Origin of the sequence: Streptomyces sp. D2-8, from assembly GCF_023184515.1 — a bacterium.
Taxonomy (GTDB): domain Bacteria; phylum Actinomycetota; class Actinomycetes; order Streptomycetales; family Streptomycetaceae; genus Streptomyces.
The window spans coordinates 208,645-231,642 of record NZ_JAAHBP010000001.1 but is presented as its reverse complement, the minus strand read 5'-3'; the positions used below and the strand labels follow the sequence as shown (position 1 = coordinate 231,642).

The following is a 22,998-nucleotide window of genomic DNA, read 5'->3' as shown; positions in this document are numbered from 1 at the left end:
TTCAGGGGCGTTGGCAGGCCGGGCACCAGAAGAGGTTGCGGGCGGCGAGGCCGGCGGTGCGGATCTCGCCGCCGCAGATGTGGCAGGGCAGGTCGGCCCTGCGGTAGACGTACACCTCGCCGCCGTGATCGTCCACGCGGGGCGGGCGGCCCATCGCCTCCGGCGTGTGCTCCGGGCGGACGGTGTCGATGCGGTTGTTGCGGACGCCCTCGCGCATGAGGTCGACGAGGTCGGTCCAGATCGCGTGCCACTCGGTGGGGGTGATGTCCTTGCCGGCGCGGTACGGGTCGATGCGGTGCCGGAAGAGGACCTCCGCGCGGTAGACGTTTCCGACGCCGGCGATGACCTTCTGGTCCATGAGGAGTGCGGCGATCGTCGTACGGCTGCGGGTGACGCGGCGGTACGCGGTGTCCGGGTCGGCGTCGTCGCGGAGGGGGTCGGGGCCCAGGCGGTCGTGTATCGCCTGCTTCTCCGGGGGCGTGATGAGGGCGCAGGTGGTGGGGCCCCGCAGGTCCACGTAGGTGGTGTCGTTCGCCAGGCGGAGACGGACGGTGTCGGTGGGGGGCGGTTCGGGGGCCGGGCCGAAGGTGACCTTGCCGAAGAGGCCGAGGTGGATGTGGATCCAGTCGGTGTCGCGGAAGCCGAGGAAGAGGTGCTTGCCGTGGGCTTCCGTGCGGGTGAGTTCCGTGCCGGTGAGGAGCTCGGCGGCGGCGGTGAACTTGCCCTGGGGGCTGGTGGTGCGGGGTTCTGTGCCGAGGAAGGCGGCGGCGTAGTCCTGGGCCAGGCGGTGGATGGTGTGGCCTTCCGGCACGGGTGCTCCCTGTGATCGTTGCCTGCGCCCACCACCCGCCCGACTCGGTTCGTCAAGACGCTGAGGCCGACCTGCCCCGGGGCCCGCCCCGAATCCCCGGCGGGACTCCGTCCCCTGCACCCCTCGCGGGCTGCGCCCCGGCCCTCCGTGCACGTCCGTGCCACCCCCGCCGCCCGGGCCCGGGCCCCGAGTTCGGGTCGGACGCCGCACCCTCGCGCCTCAGCCGGACCCGCTTGGACTCGGGGCCGACCCGGTGCCGGGTTCGTGCCTGAGGCTCCGGCGCGGCCTTCGCACCGGGTGCCGGTGCCGGCCCCGCATGGGGCTCGGCGACGGAAACCCCGGGCGGGTCCGGGCGGCGGGCTCCGCGGGGCGCCCGCCCCGTGCGGTGCTCAGCACGCCGCGTCCCGGCCCGCGCGCAGAGCTCGGAAACCGAGCCCTGCGGCCGAGGCACCGCCCGTCCGACGTGGATCGGGCGTGGGTCCTGCCGGTCGGCCCGACCGGCAGCTCGGGTTACTGCTGCGGGTGGTGCGGCGGGATCGGGGGCAGGTCGCCGGTCGTTTCGTAGGCGGACAGCATGTCGATCCGGCGGATATGACGTTCGTCACCGGAGAACGGCGTGCCGAGGAAGGTCTCCACGAACTTCGTCGCCTCGTCCTGCGAGTGCATGCGCGCGCCCACCGCGACGACGTTCGCGTTGTTGTGCTGGCGGCCCAGGGACGCCGTCTCCTCGCTCCAGGCGAGGGCGGCTCGGACGCCCTTGACCTTGTTCGCCGCGATCTGCTCGCCGTTGCCCGAGCCGCCGATGACGACGCCGAGGGCGTCGGGGTCCGCGGCCGTGCGCTCCGCTGCGCGGAGGCAGAAGGGCGGGTAGTCGTCCTGGGCGTCGTAGATGTGCGGGCCGCAGTCGACGGGGTCGTGACCCGCCTCCTTCAGCCACTCGACGAGATGGTTCTTGAGTTCGTAGCCCGCATGGTCCGAGCCGAGGTACACGCGCATGGGACGAGTGTGACACGGGTGTTTCGGGGAAAGTGCGCGGGGTGGCGCTCACGAAAACCCGAGGCGCGTGTGAGCCACATTACTGAACATCAGGAAAACCTCAAGTAACAATCTTGATTCAAAGGTTCTCTTGCTCATTCACCTCCGATTCACTGGTCCAACTCGTACATCGCTCGTACGGGGCCCCCGTGCACCGTCATGCCGCGACACACCCTCGTTCGTGCGGCTTGTGCGGTTCGTACGGAAGTACAGCTCCCCGGCGCAAAGGAAAACCGTTCCATGACCTCGCAGCCGACTCTGAACCAGACCGGAAACGACCCCGGAGGGCCCGGAGAACCCGGAGCCGAGGGCTCCGGGCTGCAGGCCGGGCTCAAGAATCGTCATCTTTCGATGATCGCCATCGGCGGTGTCATCGGCGCCGGACTCTTCGTGGGGTCCAGCTCCGGTATCGCCACCGCCGGGCCCGGCATCCTGCTGTCGTACGCCCTCGTCGGCACGCTCGTGGTGCTGGTGATGCGGATGCTCGGTGAGATGTCGGCCGCCAACCCGACCTCGGGTTCCTTCTCCGCGCACGCCGACCGGGCCCTCGGGTCGTGGGCCGGTTTCTCCATCGGCTGGCTGTACTGGTTCTTCTGGGTCGTCGTGCTGGCGGTCGAGGCGACCGCCGGAGCCGTGATCCTCGAGGGGTGGATACCGGCCGTGCCCCAGTGGGGCTGGGCCCTGATCGTGATGGTGGTGCTGACCGCCACCAACCTCGTCTCCGTCGCCTCCTACGGCGAGTTCGAGTTCTGGTTCGCGGGCATCAAGGTCGTCGCCATCGCCGCGTTCATCGTCATCGGCGGGCTGGCCGTCTTCGGGCTGCTGCCGGGCGTGGACAGTGAGCAGGCCGGGCTGAGCAACCTCACCCAGCACGGCGGCTTCCTGCCCAACGGGGCCGGCGCCATCCTCACCGGTGTGCTGCTCGTCGTGTTCTCCTTCATGGGCAGCGAGATCGCCACCCTGGCCGCCGGTGAGTCCGAGAACCCGCGGCAGGCCGTCACCAAGGCCACCAACAGCATCATCTGGCGTGTCGCCGTCTTCTACCTCGGCTCGATCGCCGTCGTCGTGTGCCTGCTGCCGTGGGACAGCAAGTCCATCACCAAGGACGGCTCCTACGTCGCCGCGCTCGACTCCCTCGGCATCGCGCACGCCGGTCAGATCATGAACTTCATCGTGCTGACCTCGGTGCTGTCCTGTCTCAACTCCGGCCTCTACACGGCCTCCCGCATGGCCTTCTCCCTCGGTCAGCGCGGCGACGCGCCGAAGGCCTTCGCCCGCACGACCTCCAACGGCGTGCCGCGCACGGCGATCCTCGCCTCCGTCGCCTTCGGCTTCGTCGCCGTCTTCTTCAACTACAAGTTCCCGGACTCCGTCTTCCTCTTCCTCGTGAACTCCAGCGGCGCGGTCGCCCTGTTCGTGTGGCTGGTGATCTGCTTCTCCCAGCTGCGCATGCGGAAGATCATCAAGGCCGAGGCGCCCGAGAAGCTCGTGGTGAAGATGTGGCTGTACCCGTATCTGACCTGGGCGACCGCCGCGCTGATCGTGTTCATCCTCGGCTACATGCTCACCGACACCGAGCACGACGGGCGCCAGACCATCCTGCTGTCGCTGCTCGTCGCGGCGGTGGTGCTCGCCATCGCCTTCGTGAAGAAGGGACTGCGTGGGGGACGGCCGGCCGCCGACGCCTCGCAGGTTCCGACTGAGGAGCGCAACAAGGTGTCGGCCGGCTGATCCTCCGGCCGCTCGCCGTTCGTCGTGAACGGGGGCCCGTGGTGCGTGCTGCCGCACGCGCCGCAGACCCCTTACGTCTGCCTACAGCACCGTGAAACCGTCCTTGACCTCCTCGTAGACGGCGAGAGCCTCCTGCTCGATCCCGGCCTGGTACCACGTGTTCACCTGGTACGACTTGCCGGTCACGTTGAAGCCGAGCAGGCGGGCGTGCCAGTGCACGCCCTTCAGCGTGAACGTGTACTCCCAGACCACCGCCGGGTGGCCGCGGAACGTCGTCTCCTCCAGGCGGACCTTGCGGTAGTCCTGGCCCTGGTGGGCGTTGCGCTCCGAGGTCTGCCAGGTCTCCAGCAGGTCGCCGCGGGCCAGGGAGGACTTGCCGACCAGCTCCTGGGCTCCGTCCGGGGAGGTGTAGTGCACCTCCGCGCCCGTCTTCACGTCCCGCCGCCAGCCTTCGGGCGTCGCCCAGGCGAACCCGCCGGCCTCCCGGTGCGTACCGGGCGGCAGCGTCTGCGGCCTGGTGGTGCCCTCGACGGTGGGCGAGGGGGTGGTACCGCCGGTGGTGGCCGGCGCGGACGCCGAGGATCCGGCGCGGGGGGTGTCGTCACCGCCCGGAGAGCCTGATGACGTCGCCAGCAGGATTCCGGCGACGGTCCCGGCGAGGGCGAGGGCGGCTGCCGCGGCGGCGAGCACGTAGCGGCGACGCCCTGCGCCGGTACGGGAACGGGGGCGGCGGCGAGGGGTGACCGGGGCGGCGGGGCCTGGGAGTTCGCCCGGCGGCATCGGCACGGGTCTGGGGCGGGGGCGGCGCTCGGTCTCCGCTTGTGCGCGGGTGAGGGAGACGGGGCTCCGGCGGTGGGTGGCGCCGCCGGCTCGGCTTTCCGAAACGGCCGCCACCGGCTGGGCCTTCGCGGCGGCTTCCGTGGGTGTGAGTGCAGGTGTGGCGTGGTGGTGCCGGCGGGGGTCCCGTGGATCGGCGGGACCGGGAGCCGGGAGGCAGGCGGGAGTGGGTGACTCCCGTGGGGGTGCGGGGAGGGGTGTCCGCGACTGCCCTTCCGGAGCTGGTTGTTGCCCTCCAAGGGGTTCCGGGTCCGGGGCGGACGCGAGGTCCGGACCCGGCGCGGGCTCATGGGCGGACGCGAGGTCCGGGGTGGACGCGAGGTCCGGACTCGGCGCGGGCTCATGGGCCGACGCGAACTCCGGTTCCGGCTCCCGTGCTCGCTCCGGTTCCGCCTCCCGCAGCCCCACCGCGACCGTCGGGGTCGGGGCCGGAAACGCCACCGGTTCCAGCGCCGACTCCAGTGCCTCCAGGTCCGGGCGAGCCGTCGGCTCCTTGGCCAGCAGGGACGTCAGGATGTCCCGCAACGGGCCCGAAGCGGCGGGGAGTTCCGGTTCCTCGTACAGGACCGCGTGCAGGGTCGCCAGCGTGGTGTCGCGGGAGAACGGGGAGCGACCGCCCAGGGCCGCGCAGAGGGTCGCGCCGAGGGACCAGATGTCGGAGGGTGGGCCCTGGGGGCGGCCGGAGATGCGCTCGGGGGCCATGTAGTCGGGCGAGCCGACCAGCATGCCGACCATCGTGAGCGCCTTGGCGTCCTGGATCGCGGCGATGCCGAAGTCCGTGAGGACGACGCGCCGTCCGGGGCCGGAACCGGTGCCGTTGCCGCGTCCCGATCCGGCCACCCCGTACGCGTGCTCCACGAGCACGTTTCCGGGCTTGATGTCGCGGTGCAGTACGCCCCGTTCATGCACCTGCCGCAGCGCCGCGACCAGACCGAGTCCGACGCGGGCCGTCTCGCCGGGGCCCAGGGGGCCCGTCTCCGCGAGGATCCGTTCGAGGGAGCGGCCCGCCACCAACTCCATGACGATCCACAGGCGTTCACCTTCGTCGACCACGTCGTACACCCGTACGACGTTGGGGTGGTCGATCCGGGCCGTGGCCCTCGCCTCGCGCAGGGTGCGTTCGCGGCGGGTCCTGCTGTCCTCCGCGTCGAGACCGTCGATACGCATTTCCTTGACGGCGACCGGCCGGTCGAGTATTTCGTCGGCGGCTCGCCACACCCGCCCCATTCCCCCCTGGCCGATACTTTCGACCAACCGATAGCGTCCCGTCACCAATATCCCTGGAACACCGCCGCTGTTCGCATTCCCCGGCAATCCGCTGCACCCCCTCCACGACGCCGCGACCGACTCCAGTGAAACACAACGGTCACACTTCGCGCCGTACCAGGATAGTGCGGCGAAAACTTGTGGTACCTCTTTCAGTGCTGCGAATTCAGGCGCAGCCCAGGGGGACGCGAGGGGGGACGAACATGAGTTCTCGTCGTACGACAGCGGTCACGGGATCGCTGGTCATGGCATCTTTCTCGGCGATGATGATCCTTTCCGGCACGGCCGGCGCAGAGGACGAGGGACCCGCAAGCAGCAAGGGGGGAAAGGTAGTCGGCGAGGCGCCCGCGGGCGTGAAGCTCACCACGCTGCTGCCCGAGAAGATCTCGGTCGACAACGGTTCGGAAAAGACGGCTATTACCGCCACGGTGAAGAACGAGGGGAGCAAGGACAGCGGGAAGATCAGGCTGTTGGTCGTCGGTTTCGACGGGCTTGTCGTCAAGGGTGTCGAGGGATGTTCGGCGATACCCGAGAACGGACTTCCGGAGGGTTCGAACAGCGGATTCGCATGCCCGATCGACAATCTCGCGGCCGGTAAGTCGAAGTCGTACGCCGTCGACGCGACGTTCGACCTCGGCAAGACCGGGAAGATCTGCCTGCCGGTGCAGGCGAGCGACGGGAAGAGGACGTTCTGGCAGCAGGGCCCGGTGCCGTTCGGCACGAGCAACCCGTCGCCGGACGCTCCGGCCACTCCCCTGCTGCTCGGCACGGACAACGAGCCGGCGGGCCCGGGCGGCAAGGAGCTGCCGAAGACCGGTCCGGCCCGTGACGTGCTGCCGCTGGGTGCGGTCGGCGCGTCGCTGCTCGCGGCGGGCGTGGCCGGAATGTGGTGGTCGCAGCGGCGGCGGCCGGGGGCTCAGGAGGACTGAACCGGCCCCCTGTCGCGCCGTGCGGACGACAAACCGTGCGGACGACAAGAGGCCCGCCGGGGGACGTCGCGCCCCCGGCGGGCCTCTCGGCAACGCCTGCGGTGTCAGCGCTTGTTCGCGAACTTCCAGGCCGTCGGCAGGGCGCCCATCGCCAGCGCGGCCTTCACCGCGTCGCCGATGAGGAACGGCGTGAGGCCGGCCGCGATCGCGGCGGTGGCGGACATGCCGGCGGCGAGGGCCAGGTAGGGCACGCCGATCGCGTAGATGATGGCCTCGCCCACGAGCATCGTGCCGGCCATGCGCAGCATCGAGCGGTCGGCGCCGCGGCGGGCCAGGGCGCCCACGACGGTGGCGGCGAGGATCATGCCGAGGATGTAGCCGAAGGAGGGGGCGACACCGGAAGTGCCGCTCGCGAACCACGGCACGCCGGCGATGCCCGCCACGGCGTACAGCGCGAGCGCGAGGAAGCCGCGGCCGGCGCCGAGGGACGTGCCCACGAGCAGCGCGGCGAAGGTCTGGCCGGTCACCGGTACCGGGGAGCCCGGCACGGGCACGGAGAGCTGGGCGGCGAGGCCGGTGAGCGCGGCGCCGCCGAGCACGAGGGCCGCGTCCCGGACTCGGGAGGCGGGGAGCAGGTCGGCGAGGACCTGTCCGGCGCGGGCGGGTGTGGCGGCAGCGGTGCTCATGGGGACTCCGCGGGAGTGAGGGCCGGTCGGGACACCGCGACGCTATCCCAGCGCCCTCGCGCCGATCACCGTCAGCGCTCGACAAAGGCGTGGACCGGCGCTTGGTCGACTTCGAACAAAGGATGCGGGTTACAGCGAGTACGGCGTGATGCCGGTCACGGTGATGGGGTGCCATGCGACACGGAAGCGGGAATCGAGGCGTCTGTAGGTTTCCGCCAAAGGCAGCGAGTCCACCGTCTCGCCCGTCGGTCGCCGTCCGGGCAGCCCCGGGCCACTTTTCCGGCGGCGCGAACATGGTTGCCCAGGCCCGGCGCACTACGCCGTCACCGGGGACATCCCCGTGGGCATCGAGGGCGACGCCTCGCACTACACGCCGGTCGCCGCCCGGCCACACAGAGCGACGCGACCGTCCGCATAGTGGGATGCCTCTCCGTGTGAGCGGAGAGGCATCCGAGACTGGCGGCGTTTTTGCTCTCGTACGCCTCTCACGCATAGGACGAGCCGCGCCCATGCCCAGCACCACCACGGGGACGCCGCCCACCACGGACGACGCCTCCCTCTCCCATGGCCTGAAGCAGCGCCACCTGTCGATGATCGCCCTCGGCGGGGTGATCGGAGCCGGTCTGTTCGTCGGCTCCGGTGCCGGTATCGCCGCGGCCGGTCCGTCGATCGTGGTCGCCTACGCCCTCTCCGGTGTCCTCGTGATGCTGGTGATGCGGATGCTCGGCGAGATGTCGGCCGCGTATCCGTCGTCGGGGTCGTTCTCGGCGCACGCCGAGCGGGCGATCGGCCCCTGGGCCGGATTCACCGCCGGCTGGTCCTTCTGGGTGCTGCTCTGCACGGCCGTCGGCCTGGAGGGCATCGGCGCCGCGAAGATCGTCAGCGGCTGGCTGCCGGGTACGCCGGAGTGGGCGTGGGTGGCGCTGTTCATGGTCGTCTTCTGCGCCACGAACCTCGCGGCCGTGAAGAACTTCGGCGAGTTCGAGTTCTGGTTCGCGGCGCTGAAGGTCGGCGCGATCACCCTGTTCCTGGTGCTGGGTGTCCTGGCGATCCTCGGGATCCTGCCCGGCACGGACTCGCCGGGCGCGAGTCACCTCACGGACTTCCTGCCGAACGGCGGCGAGGGCCTGGTCATCGGCCTGCTCGCGTCGGTCTTCGCCTACGGCGGCCTGGAGACGGTCACCATCGCGGCGGCCGAGTCGGAGAACCCCGTCAAGGGCGTCGCGAGCGCGGTCCGTACGGCGATGTGGCGCATCGCGCTGTTCTACATCGGCTCGATGGCGGTCATCGTCACCCTGGTGCCGTGGGACTCCAAGGCGGTCGTCGAGAAGGGCCCGTACGTCGCCGCCCTCGACGAGCTCGGCATCCCGGGCGCCGGCCAGCTGATGAACGTGGTCGTCCTCGTGGCCCTGCTGTCCGCCATGAACGCCAACATCTACGGTGCCTCCCGCATCGCCTACTCGCTGGTGGAGCGCGGCCAGGGCCCGAAGGGGCTGGGCCGTGTCTCGGGCGGGGTGCCGCGGATCGCCGTCCTGGCGTCCTCGGTCTTCGGGTTCCTGTGCGTGCTGCTGAGCTACTGGCGGCCGAACGACGTCTTCCCCTGGCTGCTGAACATGATCGGCGCGGTGATCCTGGTCGTCTGGATCTTCATCGCCGTCTCGCAGCTGCGCCTGCGCCGCCGCCTGGAACGCGAGGCACCCGACAAGCTGGCCGTACGCATGTGGGCGTTCCCCTACCTGACCTGGGCCGCCCTGGCCGGCATGGCCGCGGTCTTCGTGCTGATGGCCCGGGAGCCGGACACGCGGGTGCAGTTGTACTCGACGGGCGGGATGGTCCTGGCCCTGGCGGCGGTCGGGTACGGCTGGCAGAAGGCCCGCGCCAAGCAGTAGCGCCCCCCCACCCCGGTGAAAGGCCCCCGCGACACACGCGGGGGCCATTTGCGTGCCCTGACCACCCGTTCCCGCCTTCCTGCTGCTAGCGTGCAGTTGCAAGTCTATTGCAACAAGAGGTCCGGAGGGGAACCCGCCCATGCCCGTCTACACGCTGCCTGAACTGCCCTACGACTACTCCGCACTCGCCCCCGTGATCAGCCCCGAGATCATCGAGCTGCACCACGACAAGCACCACGCCGCCTATGTGAAAGGTGCCAACGACACGCTGGAGCAGCTTGCGGAGGCGCGGGACAAGGAGACGTGGGGGGCGGTCAACGGGCTGGAGAAGAACCTCGCCTTCCACCTGTCCGGGCACATCCTGCACAGCATCTACTGGCAGAACATGACCGGCCCCAAGGACGGTGGCGGCGAGCCGCTGGCGCAGGACGGGGTGGGTGAGCTCGCGGACGCGATCACCGAGTCCTTCGGTTCCTTCGCCCGCTTCAAGGCGCAGTTGTCCAAGGCGTCGGCCACCACGCAGGGTTCGGGCTGGGGCGTACTCGCCCACGAGCCGCTGAGCGGGCGGCTGATCGTGGAGCAGGTCTACGACCACCAGGGCAACGTCGGCCAGGGCGCCACCCCCATCCTCGTCTTCGACGCCTGGGAGCACGCCTTCTACCTCCAGTACCGCAACCAGAAGGTCGACTTCATCGAAGCGATGTGGCAGGTCGTCAACTGGCAGGACGTGGCCCGGCGTTACGAGGCCGCCAGGTCCCGGGCGGACGTGCTGCTGCTGGCCCCCTGAGGCCGTGAAGCGTCCTGCCTCGTGATCGTCTTCTCACCCTCACGAACGGCAGGCGGAGAGAAGGGGACCCCCGCGAGGACGTGACTCGCGGGGGTTTCCCGTTGGGCGCGCTACGGCTTGCGGCCCAGACCGCCGTGCTGGCCGATCGGCTCGGTCGGCGCGCCCGGCTCCGGGTGCCACAGCGGCACCGACACCACGCCCGGTTCCACCAGCTCCAGGCCCTCGAAGTACGCCTCGATCTGCTCGGCCGGCCGCAGGAAGTACGGGACCGCGCCCGTCTCGTTGTAGGCGTCCTGGGCCTGCTCGTAGGCCGGATCCGTGCCGCGGGAGCCCTCGTTGAGGGAGAGGTAGCTGCCCGGCGGCAGACCGGCCAGGAGGCGGCGGACCAGGTCGCGGGCCTGCTCGTAGTCGGCCACGTGGCCCAGGATGCCGCTGAGGATCAGGGCCGTGGGCCGGGTGAGGTCGAGGGTCTTCCCGGCGGCCTCGACGATCTGCTCCGGCTCGTGGAGGTTGATGGGCTCGTACGCCGTCGCGCCCTGAGGGGTGGAGGTGAGCAGGGCGCGGGCGTGGGCGAGGACCAGCGGGTCGTTGTCGACGTAGACGATCCGCGCCTCGGGGGCCAGACGCTGGGCGACCTCGTGGGTGTTGTCGACGGTCGGCAGGCCGGTGCCGACGTCGAGGAACTGCCGTACACCGGCCTCCTCGACGAGGTACCGGATGCTGCGGCCGAGGAAGGCACGGCTGCTGCGGGCGATGGTGACGATGCCGGGGAAGACGGCGGTGTACGCGTCACCGGCCGCCTCGTCCACCGGGTAGTTGTCCTTGCCGCCCAGCCAGTAGTTCCAGATCCGGGCCGAATGCGGCACCGACGTGTCGATCTGCGTCATGTGCTCATAGTGCTACGGGGACATCCGTCTCGCACGGCACATTGAGTGAGAGGAGTGCGGCGGAACCGTCGGGGTTCATGCGCAGCTCGCTGATCGCCGCGTTCCGCAACCGCGGGAGCACTCTGCGGTACTCGCCGACCGGAATCGACAGCAGGGTGCACAACACCAGGCGCAGCAGGGTGTTGTGGGCGACGACCAGGACGCGTTCACCGGGGTGGGAGGCGGCGATGTCCCGCAGGGCGCGCACACCGCGGGCCGCCGCGGCCAGCGGGTCCTCGGCGCCGGGGAAGGAGTGCTCCACCGGGTCGGCCCGGTAGGCCGCGGCCCACTCCGGGTCCTCGGCCTCGAACTCGGCGAGCGTACGGCCTTCGAGCACGCCGAAGTCGCATTCGCGCAGGTGGGGTTCGCTCTGGGAGGTGAGGCCGAGGGCCTGGCAGGCGGGCTCGGCGGTGGCGACGGCGCGGGACAGCGGGGACGTCCAGATCGCGTCGACGGGATGGGCGGCGGCCCACCGGCCGAGGGCCTCGGCCTGGGTGCGGCCGGTGTCGGTGAGGTCGATGTCGCTGATGCCGGCGTAGCGGTTCTCGGCGTGCCAGACGGTCTGTCCATGGCGGACCAGCAGGAGGGTCGTACTCATGACCCGGAAGTATCCCTGCTCAGACGGCTGTGTGCGTGCGCGGCGACCGGACCGGGCAGCCAGTCGCGGTCCCGCAGGGCGTCGACCAGACGCGCGTACGGCTCGGCGAAGACGGCCGTGCGGCCGGGGCGGGGTTCGACGACGGTCCGGACGCGGACCATGCGCTCGGCGACGTCCGCGAGTGCACCGGCCCCCGAGGCCCCGTACGCGGCCAGCGCCGCCATACCCAGGGCCGGTTCCGTCTGCTCGGGGACGCGGGCCGGGCGGCCCAGGATGTCGGCGCGCAGCTGATTCCAGTACGGGCTGCGGGCGCCGCCGCCCGTGAAGGTGAGCGGGCCGTCGAGGGGCGCGCCGAGGTGGTGCAGATAGTCCAGGCACAGGCGTTCGGCGAAGCCGACGCCCTGGAGCAGCGCGGCCCACAGGTCGGCGTCGTCCGCAGGGTCGCCCAGGACGAACGGAGTCGCCTCCGGTGCCCGGAACGGGAACCGCTCCCCCGGCGAGACGAGGGGGTAGGCGACCGCACTCGACGGTTCGAACGCCATGGCCGGTGCGTCCATCTCGGACGGGTCGGCCTCCGGGAAGTGCGCCGCCAGTGCCCCGGCCCCGACACTCGACGCCCCGCCGGGCAGCCATGTGCCGTCCGGGGCACGGTGGTTGTAGACCACGCCGGTGGGGTCGCGGACCGGGTCGCGGGCGGCGCCCTTCAGCACGAGCGTGGTGCCGAGCACGGAGTTCCAGGAGCCGGGCCGCAGCGCACCCGACGCGATCTGGGCCGCGCAGCCGTCGGTCATCCCGGCGAGCACCGGTGTGCCGGCGGGGATGCCGGTGGCGTCGGCGGCGGCCGGACCGACCTCGCCGAGGCGCGTCCCCGGGGGGACGACACCGGGGAACAGGCCGTCGGGGACGCCGAGTCGAGCCAGCTCGGCCTCCGGCCAGCGGTCGCCCTCCAGGTCGTAGCCCGTCTTCAGAGCATGGCTGGAATCGGCCGGGGGCGGCTCACCCGTGAGCCGGGAGACGATCAGGTCGGGCTGGTGCGCCAGGCGCAGCGAGGCGCCGCCGTACTCCCCCAGCAGCCACAGCGCCTTCGGCAGCGCCCACGTGTCCTGGACCGCGAGCCCGGCCTCCCGGGCCCGAGCGGCCTCGGTCTTCGCCCGTCCGTCGTCGTACATCAGCGCGGGGCTCACCGGACGGCCCGAGCCGTCCGTCAGCAGGACCGTGCCGGACGTGCCGCACACCGCGAGTCCGCCGATCGGCAGGCCCCCGGGCGCGGAGCCGAGGGCCGCCCGGGACGCCGTGCACAGCGCCGCCCACCACCGCAGCGGGTCCTGCTCGTGCCGCACCCCGTCCCGCCGGCCCGTCAGCGGGGCCGAGCCGCTGCCGAGGACCGTGCCGTCGGCGGTCACGAGCAGCACGCGGACGCTCTGCGTGCCCAGGTCGACGCCCAGCCAGCCCGCACCCTCGTCCACCATCCGGAACCTCCCACGCCGTCGCAGCCGGATCTGTGAACTTCTCACTGTGCCCCGATATTTTCCCGTGCGCGAGGGATTGACGCCCAACTTCAGCCGTTCCACCCTCTGTTAACGAGTCGACTCGACGTGTTAACCAGGCTCCACGCGGAGGTACGGATGGACACGCACGTGCACGACCGCCGGCGCTTCCTCGCCCTCGCCGCCGGGGCGGCGACGGCCCCGTTACTCGCGGCCTGCGGCGCGGGTTTCGGCGGGAACGACGACAAGAGCGACGGCTCCGCCGCGGACGACGTCACCGGTTCCTTCGACTGGAAGCGGGAGAAGGGCACCACCGTCAAGGCGCTGCTCAACAAGCATCCGTACACGGACGCCCTCATCGCCGACCTCAAGTCGTTCACGGCGAAGACCGGCATCAAGGTCGAGTACGACGTCTTCCCCGAGGACAACTACTTCGACAAGCTCACCGTGGACCTGTCCAGCGGGCGTGCCTCCTACGACGTCTTCATGCTCGGCGCGTACATGGTGTGGCAGTACGGGCCGCCGAACTGGCTGGAGGATCTCGGCCCCTGGATGCGCAACTCCTCGGCGACGGGCGCCGAATGGGACCAGGCGGACTTCTTCCCCAACCTGCTCCAGGCCGACCAGTGGTCGCTGAAGGCGGGGGCGCCGCTCGGCCAGGGCGGGCAGTACGCGCTGCCGTGGGGCTGGGAGACGAACGTCGTCGCGTACAACACCGAGGTGTTCCGCAAGCTCGGCGTGAAACCGGCCGAGACGTTCGACGAGCTGACCGAACTCGCCGGCACCATCAAGCGGAAGGCACCGGGCGCCGGGTTCGACGGGATGTACGGGATCGCCGTGCGCGGGTCCAGGAGCTGGGCGACGATCCACCCGGGTTTCATGACGATGTACGCCCGCAACGGGCTGAAGGACTTCACGGTCGACGGCGGGAAGCTCACGCCCGCGATGAACAGCCCCGAGGCCGTCGCCTTCACCGAGGACTGGGCCCGCATGGTCAAGCGGGGCGGACCGCCGTCCTGGACGTCGTACACCTGGTACCAGTGCTCCAGCGACCTCGGCGCGAAGAAGGCAGGGATGCTCTTCGACGCCGACACCGCCGCCTACTTCCAGGCGGTGAAGGGCGCCAGCCCCGCCTCCGGGAAGATCGCCTTCCACCCCGGGCCGAAGGGGCCGGACGGGTCGCTCGCCACCAACATGTGGATCTGGTCGCTCGGCATGAACGCCAAGAGCAAGAAGAAGAGCGCCAGTTGGCTGTTCCTGCAGTGGGCGACCGGCAAGGAGCACCTGCGCAAGAGCGCGATCACGCACAACCACATCGACCCGGTGCGCAAGTCAGTCGCCGACGACGCCGCGTACAAGGACAAGATGCGGCATCTGCCGGGCTTCCTGGAGACCTTCGAGACGGTCGTCGACCAGACGAAGATCCAGTTCACCCCGCAGGCGCAGTTCTTCGACGCGACGACCAGCTGGGCCGCGGCCCTCCAGGAGATCTACGGCGGCCAGGGCGCGAAGTCGGTCCTGGACGGGCTGGCGGACGACCTCGCCGGCAAGGTGGGCTAGCCGATGGGGTGGCGGCTCACCCTGCGCCCGTACCTCCTCATCGTCCCGGCACTGCTGCTGACCTGCGGGATCCTCTATCCCTTCGGGCTCGGGCTGTACTACACGCTGTTCGACTTCTCGGCGAGCAAACCGCAGCCGGACATGGTGCGGTTCGAGAACTACAGAGCCGTCTTCACGCAGGAGGCGTTCTGGAACTCGGCGTGGGTGACGGTGCTGTACGCGGTCGGGGCGGCCCTCGTGGAGACCGTGCTCGGGGTGACCGTCGCCCTGCTGCTGCACCGCTCGACCCTGCTGGGCCGGATCCTGGAGAAGATCCTGATCCTGCCGCTGATGATCGCCCCGGTGATCGCGGCGATCATCTGGAAGCTGATGCTCCAGCCGTCGGTCGGGGTGGTCAACCACCTGCTGAGGCCCTTCGGCCTCGGCGGCGTGCAGTGGACCGACACCCCGACGGGTGCGCTGCTGTCGTCGATCGCCGTGGACGTGTGGGTCTACACCCCGTTCGTGGCGATCCTCGCCCTGGCCGGTCTGCGGTCGCTGCCCACCTCCCCGTTCGAGGCGGCGGCCGTGGACGGCGCGGGGTGGTGGTACACCTTCCGCCGGCTGACCCTGCCGATGCTGTGGCCGTACGTGCTGGTCGCGGTGATCTTCCGGTTCATGGACTCGCTGAAGGTGTTCGACATCATCTACGCCCTGACGGAAGGCGGGCCGGGTGACTCGACCGTCGTCCTGCAGATCCGGGCGTATCTGGAGGCCATCCGCTTCCAGCGCTACTCCTTCGGGATCAGCTACACGATCGTGCTGTGGGCCGTGGTGTACCTGGCCGCGATGGTGCTGGTGAAGCACCTGGGGAAGATCCAGCGGAAGGCCGCGGAGGTGACCACATGAGGAAGCGCCTGGTGGGGTGGCTGTGCGACGCCGCCCTGATCCTCTACTTCGTCTTCGCGCTGTTTCCGATCGCCTGGATGGTGATCCTGTCGCTGAAGCCGACCGACCAGCTCTTCTCCACCTATTTCTCCTTCTCCCCCACCCTCGACGGCTACCGGACGGTCCTCGGCGACAGCGAGGGCATCCCGTTCGTGCGGTTCTTCGTCAACAGCCTGGTGGTGTCGGTCGGGGCGGTCGTGCTGTCGCTGGTGGTGGGGCTGCCGGCGGCGTACGCCTCGGCGCGGTGGCGGTTCAAGGGCTCGGAGAACCTGATGTTCACGCTGCTGTCGTTCCGCTTCGCGCCCGAACTCACCGTCATCATCCCGCTGTTCGTGCTGTACCAGAAGCTCGGGCTGTTCGACACGTACGTCGGCATGGTGTGGGTGCTGCAACTCGTCACGCTGCCGCTGATCGTGTGGATCATGCGGTCGTACTTCGCCGATCTGACCCCGGAGCTGGAGCAGGCGGCCCTGCTGGACGGCTACACCCGCAAGCAGGCGTTCTTCAAGGTGGCCCTGCCGCTGGTGAAGCCGGGCATCGCGGCCGTGTCGCTGCTGGCGTTCATCTTCGCCTGGAACAACTTCGTCTTCCCCCTGATCCTCACCTCCAACGCGGCCCAGACGGTGACCGTGGGCGCGCTGTCCTTCCTCGGCGGGGACCGGCCCAAGTACAACCTCACGGCCGCCGCCGCGCTGGTCTCCGTCGTACCGCCGCTGCTGCTGGCCCTGACCATCCAGCGGTATCTGGTGCGGGGCCTGTCGTTCGGGGCGGTGAAGTCATGATCCGGCTGAGCGCGATACGCAAGGCGTACGGGAAGACGCTCGCGCTCGACGAGCTCGAACTGGACGTGCGGGAGGGCGAGTTCTTCTGCCTGCTCGGGCCGTCCGGCGCGGGCAAGACCACCACGCTGAAGACCGTCGCCGGGCTCGAGCAGCCCGACTCGGGCACGGTCGTGCTCGACGCCAAGGACATGCGGGGTGTCGAGCCGTACGACCGGGGCGTGGCGATGTGCTTCGAGAGCTACGCCCTCTACCCGCACCGCTCGGCCTACGACAACCTGGCCTCGCCGCTGCGCTCGCCCCGGCACCGGCTGCCCGCCGCCGAGGCCCGGCAGCGGATCGGCGCGATCGCCGAACTGCTCGGCATCTCGGGGCTGCTGGACCGGCCCGTCGGCCAGTTGTCCAACGGCCAGCGGCAGCGCGTCGCCCTCGGCCGGGTCCTGGTCCGCCCCGCCCGGGCCTTCCTGCTCGACGAGCCGCTCTCCCACCTGGATGCCAAACTCCGCCAGCAGATGCGGGCCGAACTGAAGGCCATCGGGGCCGTGCAGCACACCACCACCCTCTACGTCACCCACGACTCGGTCGAGGCGCTGGCGCTCGGCGACCGGATCGGGGTCATCCGTCAGGGCCGGATCGTGCAGACGGGCACCCGGGAGGAGATCTGGTACCGGCCCCACGACACCGAGGTCGCGCGGGCCTTCGGCCGGCCCCGGATCAACCTGCTGCCGGGCGTCGTGACGGAGAGCGGCGTGCGGTCGGACGGCGAGGTCGAGCTGCCGGTCCGGGCACGGGCCGCGCCGGGCACGGACGTCCTGGTCGGCCTGCGTCCCCGGGACATCGCCCTGCACGGCGAGGGCCACGAGCTGACCGGGACCGTGTACGTGACCGAGGTGCTCGGGCGGTCCGTCGAGATCACCGTCCGGCTCGGGAGCGGGGAGCAGCGGGTGTCGCTGGTGGCCCCCCGGGCCGACGCGGCGCGCCTTCGTCCGGACGATCCGGTACGGCTCGTGGTCCGGCCTGAGAACCTGCTGCTGTTCGAGGCCGACCGGCCGGAGCGACCGGGACGACGGATAGAGACACAGCCATGAGCAGCAACAGCAGTGGTGGACAGCAGGGGCCCGCGGCACGCCAGGCCGCCATGGCCGAGCAGGTGCTGGCCGACGGCTCGGCGACGGCGGCGGATCTCGCCGAACGGTTCGGGGTGAGCCTGATGACCATCCACCGGGACCTCGACGAGCTCGAACGGCAGGGCATCGTCAGGAAGTTCCGGGGCGGGGTGACCGCGCAGCCGTCGGGGGTCTTCGAGTCGAACGTGCAGTACCGGCTGAAGAGCATGCGGGCCGAGAAGGCCGCCGTCGCCGAGCACGCGCTGCGGATGGTGGAGCCCGGGATGGCGATCCTGCTGGACGACTCCACGTCCACGCTGGAGATAGCCAGGCGGCTGCGCACGGCCGAGGTCACACCGCTGACGGTCGTCACCAACTTCCTGGAGGCCATCAACCTCCTCTCCGACCAGCGGGGCATCCACCTGATGGCGCTCGGCGGCGACTACGACCCGCTGCACTCCTCGTTCCTCGGGGTGTCGTGCGTGGAGGCGGTCGAGCAGCTCCGGGTGGATGTGTGCTTCGCGTCGACGTCGGCCGTGCACGGGGGCTACGCCTACCACCAGGAGCAGCACATCGTGTCCGTGAAGCGGGCGATGCTCGACGCGGCGGCACGCAACGTCCTGCTGGTCGACCACACCAAGCTCGGCCGGGTCGCCCTGCACCGGGTCGTCCCGCTGTCCCGCTTCGACACGCTCCTCGTGGACGACGGGGCGTCGCCGGAGGCACTGCGGGATCTGGACGAGCACAAGGTCCGTTACGAGGTTTGCGGGACGAAGGGCGGCCATGACGGGACTGGAGCTACGTGAGCTGCGCAAGACCTACCGGTCGCGGGGGCGGCCCTCGGTGGACGCCGTACGCGGCATCGATCTGAACCTGCGGTCCGGCGAGCTGCTCGGACTGCTCGGGCCCTCCGGGTGCGGCAAGTCCACGACCCTGCGCATGATCGCCGGGCTGGAGCCGGTCACCGGCGGGGACATCCTGGTCGGAGGGGCGTCGGTCGTCGACCGGCCCGCCCAGCAGCGCAACATCGGGGTCGCGTTCGAGAACTACGCGCTGTATCCGCCGCTGTCGGTCGCGGAGAACCTGGCGTTCGGCCTGAAGGCCCGGCGCAAGGCCGCCCGCGGGGACGTCGACCGCAAGGTGAAGGAGATCGCCGAGCGGGTCGGCCTGACCGGCCTCCTCGGCGCCCGCCCGGCCGGCCTGTCCAGCGGCCAGAAGCAGCGCGTCTCCCTGGCCCGGGCCCTGATCCGCGAGCCCGACGTGCTGCTCCTCGACGAGCCCCTCTCGCATCTGGACGCGGCCCAGCGCGACTCCACCCGCCGGGAACTCAAGCGCATCCAGAAGGACCTGGGCCACACCACGATCCTGGTCACCCACGACCAGGAGGAGGCCCTCTCCCTCGCCGACCGGATCGCCGTGATGAAGGACGGCGTCATCCAGCAGCTCGGCACGCCCTACGAGATCTACGACAGTCCGGCCGACGTGTTCGTCGCGGACTTCGTCGGCGAACCGGCGATCACCCTGCTGCCCGGCCTCGCCGACGACGGGCACGCCCGTCTCTCCGACACGGTGCGCGTCGCGCTGCCCGTGCCGGTGGACGAGGGCCGTGAGGTGGTGGTCGGGATCCGCCCCGAGGACGTCCGGCTCACCGCCGAAGGCGGCCTGCCCGCCCGGGTCGTCGCCCACGAACCGCTGCTGGAGTCGGGCCTGGCGACCCTCGCCCTGGACGGTGTCGAACGGCATCTGGTCGTCCTCACCGACCCCGAGGTACGGCTCGCCCACGACGAGCGGGTCCGGGTCACCGCCGACCCCCGGCACACCCATGTCTTCGACGCCGAGACAGGAGCCTCACTGCGATGACCGACGGAAACAGCGTGCGTGTCCTGGCCGCCGGCGACCACTTCGTCCTGCCGTCGCTGATCACGCGGGCGGTGGAGCACGAGGTGGGGCGGGCGGACGTCAGGGAACTGAAACTCGGCTGGCCCCTGGAGCCGTTCGGGCCGGTCGCCGAGGTGCAGGAGGCCAGTGACGCGGAGGACGCGATGATCGAGGCACTGGCCGGGGCGCAGGTCCTGGTCACGCAGATGGGCCCAGTCACCGAGAAGGTCCTCGCCGCCTGCCCGGATCTGAAGCTGGTCGTGGTCTGCCGGGGCGGGCCGGTCAACGTCAACCTGGACGCGGCCGGGAACCGTGACGTGCGGGTGTGCTTCGCGCCGGGCCGCAACGCCGCCGCCACCGCCGAGTTCACCGTCGGCATGATGCTGGCGGCGCTGCGCCGCATCCCCCAGGCCCATACCCCGCTCGCCGGGCAGGGCAGTTGGGAGGGGGCGACGTACTACACGTACGAGCAGAGCGGACTGGAGCTGGAGGACCTGCCCGTCGGGCTGGTCGGGTACGGGGCCGTCGGCAGCCGGGTCGCGCGCGTGCTGTGCGCGTTCGGGGCACGGGTGATGGTCTACGACCCGTATGTGCACGGCGAGATCCACGGCCTGCGCGTGACCTCGCTCGACGACCTCCTGCGCCGCTCCCGGGTGATCACCCTGCACGCCCGGCTCACCCCCGAGACGCGGGGGCTGATCGGCGCCCGGGAGCTGGGGCTGCTGCCGTCCGGCGCCGTGGTGGTGAACGTGGCCCGGGGCCCGCTGCTGGACGAGGGCGCGCTGTGCGACGCCCTGGAGAGCGGTCAGGTGTCGGCGGCGGCGCTCGACACCTACGAGCGGGAGCCGCTGCCGGCGGATTCCCGGCTGCTGGGGCCGGCCGACCGGGTGGTGCTGACCCCGCACCTGGGCGGTGCGTCGCGGGCCGTGGCGGAGAAGGCGGCGCGGATCGCCGCCGAAGAGGTGGGCCGCTGGGTGCGCGGGGAGCCGCTCGCGCACTGTCTGACCTGAGGACCGGGAGGAGAGCCGCATGTACGTCGGTATCGATGTGGGCACGTCCATGGTCAAGGCGGCGGCCTTCGACGCCACGGGCCGTGAACTCGCCGTGGCCTCCCGCCCGGTGGACCTCTCCCTGCACGGCGGGGTCGTCGAGCAGGACATGGAGGAGGTGTACGGGGCGGTCGTCGCCGTGCTCGGTGAGATCACCGAACGGGTCCCGGAGCCGGTCGAGCTGGCCGGGCTCACGGGGCAGGGCGACGGGGTGTGGCTGGTCGACGGCGAGGGCCGGCCGGTGCGCCGCGCCGCCTCGTGGATGGACGGGCGGGCGCACGAACTGGTCGACCGGTGGCTGGCGGACGGCACGTTCGAGACGGTGTTCCGGCTGACGGGCAGCGCGATGTTCCCGGGGTGTCCGGGGCCGCTGCTGGCGTGGCTGGACCGTCGCGAACCGAAGGCGCTGGACGCCGCGAAGGCCGCCCTGTACTGCAAGGACATGGTGTTCCAGCGGCTGACGGGCACCGGACCCACGACGGATGTGTCGGACGCGTCGATGCCGTTCCTGGACCCGCGGACCCGGGCGTACGACAACCGGGTCGTCGAGCTGCTGGGGCTGACGCACCGCCGGGGTCTGCTCGCCCCGGTCAGCGACCCGGTGGCGACGGCCGAGGCACGGGGCGAGGGCCTGCCGTCCGGGACCCGGACGGCGAACGGGCCGTACGATCTGCCGGCCTGCGCGCTGGGCGCCGGGGTGACGTCCCCGGGGGACGGTCTGCTGATCGTGGGCACCTGTCTGGCCAGTCTGGTGGCCACGACCGAGCTCGACCTGACCGGCGAACCGGCGGGCCTGTACATCTCCACGGACCGGCCCGGGCACTGGCTGCGCGCCATGCCCGCGATGGTCGGGACGGCGGCGCTGGACTGGGTGCTGTCGACGACCGGGGTGCGGCACGACGAGGTGGACGGCCTGCTGGCCGAGACGCCGCCGGGCGCGCACGGCGTCCGCGTGCTGCCGTACTTCGCGCCCTCCGGCGAACGCGCCCCCTTCGTCGAACCGCGGCTGCGCGCCGAACTCACCGGTGTCTCCCTGGAGTCGACCCGGGGCGATCTGGTCCGCGCCACCTGTGAGGGCATCGGGTACGCGGCCCGGCACTGCCTGGAGGCGGCCGGCCTCACCGGGAACCTGGCGGTGTGCGGCGGCGGCACCCGCAGCTCCGCCTGGATGCGGCTGCTGGCCGATGTGCTGGGCCGGCCACTGCGGGTCGTCGAGGGCGAGGTGGGAGCGCGGGGGGCGGTCCTGGCGGCGGCCGAGCGGTACGGGGTGCCGCTGGACGCGACGGCGTGGACGAAACCGACGGCGGTCGTCGAGCCGGACCCGGACCGGGCGGCGTTCTACACCCGGGGCTACGCGGAGCACCTGGACCGGCTGGCCGGGGCACGGGCCCGCGCGAGGGCATGAACACACCTGCGGAGAAAGGGATTTGGATGCACCTGAGACGCCGATCTCTCCTGCTCGCGGCGGCCGCGGGAACGGCCACGGCGGCCACGGCCGCTCCGGCGGCGGCCGAACCCGGCAAGGGCGGCGGCCCGGTCGTCATCGGTCACCGTGGAGCGGCCGGCTGGCGCCCGGAGCACACGGCGCCCTCGTACACGTACGCCGTGCAGACCGGGGCCGACTGGATCGAACCGGACCTGGTGCCGACGAAGGACCACGTGCTGGTGGTCCGGCACGAGAACGAGATCTCCCAGACCACCGATGTGGCCCGCCACCCGGAGTTCGCGGACCGCCGCACGACGAAGACGGTCGACGGGCGGCCGGTCACCGGCTGGTTCACGGAGGACTTCACGCTGGCCGAGCTGAAGACGCTGCGGGCGGTGGAGCGGCTGCCCGCGGTCCGCAACCGCAACACCGTCTTCGACGGGCGCGAGGAGGTCATGACCTTCCAGGAGGTCGTGGACCTGGCCAGGCGGCTGTCACGGGAGCACGGCCGGACGATCGCGGTCTTCCCGGAGACCAAGCACCCCACGTACTTCCGTTCCCTCGGCCTGCCGTTGGAGCCGAAGCTGGCGGCCGCGATCCGTCGGAACCGGCTCGGCCGGCGCGAGTGCGTGGTGCAGTCGTTCGAGCCGACGAGCCTGAAGCGGATCGCGGCGCAGCGGCTGGGCGTGCCGCTGTGGCAGGCGCTGGGGACGACGGGCGGGCCGTACGACCTGGTCGCGGCCGGTGATCCGACGACGTACCAGGACATGATGAGCCCGGCGGGACTGGCGCGGATCGCCGCGTACGCGGACTGGATCGGCCCGGACAAGTCCTCGGTCGCCGGCACGTCGCTCGTCGCGGACGCGCACGCGGCGGGGCTGCGGATCGGGCCGTACACCTTCCGCGCGGAGAACCAGTTCCTGCCGGCGGAATTCCGACACGGGAGCGGAGCGAACGATTTCGGGGACGCGTTCGCCGAATACGCGCTGTACTACCGCATGGGGGTCGATGCGGTAGTAACCGACTTCCCGGACTTGGCGGTGATCGCGAGGAGGAGCTGATGACGGTGAGCCGGGCGTGCCGGACCTGCGGCACCATGCAGGAGTTCCGGATGTTCAACGCCGCCGAGCGGGCGGCCGTCCGGGCGGAGAAGGGGGCCGGGCACTTCGTGGACGACTACTGGCGCTGCACCGCGGCCGGCTGCCGGTGGTACCAGCGCTATCTCAACCGTGGCGAGGACGGGCTGCTCCCGGAGGAGCTCAGGATCCAGCCCGCCCCCGCCGGGTGAGTC

At 71.1% G+C, this 22,998-nt stretch carries 21 protein-coding genes; 14 read left to right on the top strand and 7 right to left on the bottom strand.

Annotated features, from left to right (window positions below; genetic code table 11):
- Position 1: 1 nt before the first annotated feature.
- Together G3I77_RS00990 and G3I77_RS00985 are read right to left on the bottom strand one after the other, a co-directional pair.
- Positions 2-811: a DNA-formamidopyrimidine glycosylase family protein gene (locus tag G3I77_RS00990; RefSeq protein WP_248500488.1), complete on the bottom strand. Its 810-nt coding sequence runs from the start codon at positions 809-811 to the stop codon at positions 2-4.
- 510 nt (positions 812-1,321) lie between these two features.
- Positions 1,322-1,807: a ribose-5-phosphate isomerase gene (locus G3I77_RS00985; protein WP_142163952.1), complete on the bottom strand. Its 486-nt coding sequence runs from the start codon at positions 1,805-1,807 to the stop codon at positions 1,322-1,324.
- A 279-nt stretch (positions 1,808-2,086) separates the two neighbouring features.
- On the opposite strand from G3I77_RS00985, the gene G3I77_RS00980 reads away from it, so the two are divergent.
- A complete protein-coding gene (locus tag G3I77_RS00980; RefSeq protein ID WP_248500487.1) occupies positions 2,087-3,577 on the top strand; it encodes an amino acid permease in 1,491 nt (496 codons plus the stop codon).
- Positions 3,578-3,658: 81 nt separating this feature from the next.
- On the opposite strand, the gene G3I77_RS00975 is transcribed toward G3I77_RS00980, so the two are convergent.
- Positions 3,659-5,686, bottom strand: coding sequence for a protein kinase (locus tag G3I77_RS00975; protein WP_374385103.1), 2,028 nt, complete (start codon positions 5,684-5,686; stop codon positions 3,659-3,661).
- Between the two features lie 197 nt (positions 5,687-5,883).
- Between G3I77_RS00975 and G3I77_RS00970 the strand changes: the two genes are divergently transcribed.
- Complete coding sequence (locus tag G3I77_RS00970; protein ID WP_248500486.1) at positions 5,884-6,609, top strand: LPXTG cell wall anchor domain-containing protein; 726 nt, start codon at positions 5,884-5,886, stop codon at positions 6,607-6,609.
- 104 nt (positions 6,610-6,713) lie between these two features.
- Here G3I77_RS00970 and G3I77_RS00965 read toward each other — a convergent pair whose 3' ends face one another.
- The gene (locus tag G3I77_RS00965) at positions 6,714-7,295 is read right to left on the bottom strand and encodes a biotin transporter BioY (RefSeq protein ID WP_248500485.1); all 582 of its coding nucleotides are present in this window, start codon (positions 7,293-7,295) and stop codon (positions 6,714-6,716) included.
- A gap of 509 nt (positions 7,296-7,804) precedes the next feature.
- On the opposite strand from G3I77_RS00965, the gene G3I77_RS00960 reads away from it, so the two are divergent.
- Positions 7,805-9,184 carry an amino acid permease gene (locus tag G3I77_RS00960; RefSeq protein ID WP_248500484.1) on the top strand — a complete coding sequence of 460 codons (1,380 nt, stop codon included), beginning with the start codon at positions 7,805-7,807 and terminating at the stop codon, positions 9,182-9,184.
- Between the two features lie 139 nt (positions 9,185-9,323).
- Entirely contained in the window at positions 9,324-9,971 is a 648-nt protein-coding gene (locus tag G3I77_RS00955) for a superoxide dismutase (protein ID WP_248500483.1), read from the top strand.
- Between the two features lie 110 nt (positions 9,972-10,081).
- On the opposite strand, the gene G3I77_RS00950 is transcribed toward G3I77_RS00955, so the two are convergent.
- The 3 genes from G3I77_RS00950 to G3I77_RS00940 are packed head-to-tail and all read right to left on the bottom strand — an operon-like array spanning position 10,082 to position 12,964.
- Positions 10,082-10,858, bottom strand: a complete 777-nt coding sequence (locus G3I77_RS00950) for an SAM-dependent methyltransferase (protein WP_248500482.1) — start codon at positions 10,856-10,858, stop codon at positions 10,082-10,084.
- A 4-nt stretch (positions 10,859-10,862) separates the two neighbouring features.
- Positions 10,863-11,495, bottom strand: a complete 633-nt coding sequence (locus tag G3I77_RS00945) for a histidine phosphatase family protein (RefSeq protein WP_248500481.1) — start codon at positions 11,493-11,495, stop codon at positions 10,863-10,865.
- Positions 11,492-12,964 carry an FGGY-family carbohydrate kinase gene (locus tag G3I77_RS00940; RefSeq protein WP_248500480.1) on the bottom strand — a complete coding sequence of 491 codons (1,473 nt, stop codon included), beginning with the start codon at positions 12,962-12,964 and terminating at the stop codon, positions 11,492-11,494. Before G3I77_RS00940 ends, G3I77_RS00945 begins: the two co-directional genes overlap by 4 nt.
- Positions 12,965-13,120: 156 nt before the next feature.
- Here G3I77_RS00940 and G3I77_RS00935 point away from each other — a divergent pair, with 156 nt between their 5' ends.
- The 10 genes from G3I77_RS00935 to G3I77_RS00890 are packed head-to-tail and all read left to right on the top strand — an operon-like array spanning position 13,121 to position 22,995.
- Positions 13,121-14,542, top strand: coding sequence for a sugar ABC transporter substrate-binding protein (locus tag G3I77_RS00935; protein WP_248500479.1), 1,422 nt, complete (start codon positions 13,121-13,123; stop codon positions 14,540-14,542).
- Between the two features lie 3 nt (positions 14,543-14,545).
- Positions 14,546-15,430: a carbohydrate ABC transporter permease gene (locus G3I77_RS00930; protein WP_248500478.1), complete on the top strand. Its 885-nt coding sequence runs from the start codon at positions 14,546-14,548 to the stop codon at positions 15,428-15,430.
- Positions 15,427-16,251, top strand: a complete 825-nt coding sequence (locus G3I77_RS00925) for a carbohydrate ABC transporter permease (RefSeq protein WP_248500477.1) — start codon at positions 15,427-15,429, stop codon at positions 16,249-16,251. Before G3I77_RS00930 ends, G3I77_RS00925 begins: the two co-directional genes overlap by 4 nt.
- Positions 16,248-17,336: an ABC transporter ATP-binding protein gene (locus G3I77_RS00920; protein WP_248500476.1), complete on the top strand. Its 1,089-nt coding sequence runs from the start codon at positions 16,248-16,250 to the stop codon at positions 17,334-17,336. The genes G3I77_RS00925 and G3I77_RS00920 overlap by 4 nt, the downstream gene beginning before the upstream one ends.
- Positions 17,333-18,160, top strand: coding sequence for a DeoR/GlpR family DNA-binding transcription regulator (locus G3I77_RS00915; protein ID WP_248500475.1), 828 nt, complete (start codon positions 17,333-17,335; stop codon positions 18,158-18,160). Before G3I77_RS00920 ends, G3I77_RS00915 begins: the two co-directional genes overlap by 4 nt.
- Positions 18,138-19,214, top strand: coding sequence for an ABC transporter ATP-binding protein (locus G3I77_RS00910; RefSeq protein WP_248500474.1), 1,077 nt, complete (start codon positions 18,138-18,140; stop codon positions 19,212-19,214). Before G3I77_RS00915 ends, G3I77_RS00910 begins: the two co-directional genes overlap by 23 nt.
- Positions 19,211-20,242: a 2-hydroxyacid dehydrogenase gene (locus G3I77_RS00905; protein WP_248500473.1), complete on the top strand. Its 1,032-nt coding sequence runs from the start codon at positions 19,211-19,213 to the stop codon at positions 20,240-20,242. The genes G3I77_RS00910 and G3I77_RS00905 overlap by 4 nt, the downstream gene beginning before the upstream one ends.
- Positions 20,243-20,261: 19 nt before the next feature.
- Positions 20,262-21,686, top strand: a complete 1,425-nt coding sequence (locus G3I77_RS00900) for an FGGY-family carbohydrate kinase (protein WP_248500472.1) — start codon at positions 20,262-20,264, stop codon at positions 21,684-21,686.
- Positions 21,687-21,712: 26 nt separating this feature from the next.
- On the top strand, positions 21,713-22,768 hold the full coding sequence (locus G3I77_RS00895) for a glycerophosphodiester phosphodiesterase family protein (protein ID WP_248500471.1): 1,056 nt from the start codon (positions 21,713-21,715) through the stop codon (positions 22,766-22,768).
- Entirely contained in the window at positions 22,768-22,995 is a 228-nt protein-coding gene (locus G3I77_RS00890; protein WP_031106210.1) for a hypothetical protein, read from the top strand. Before G3I77_RS00895 ends, G3I77_RS00890 begins: the two co-directional genes overlap by 1 nt.
- The last annotated feature ends 3 nt before the right edge of the window (positions 22,996-22,998 follow it).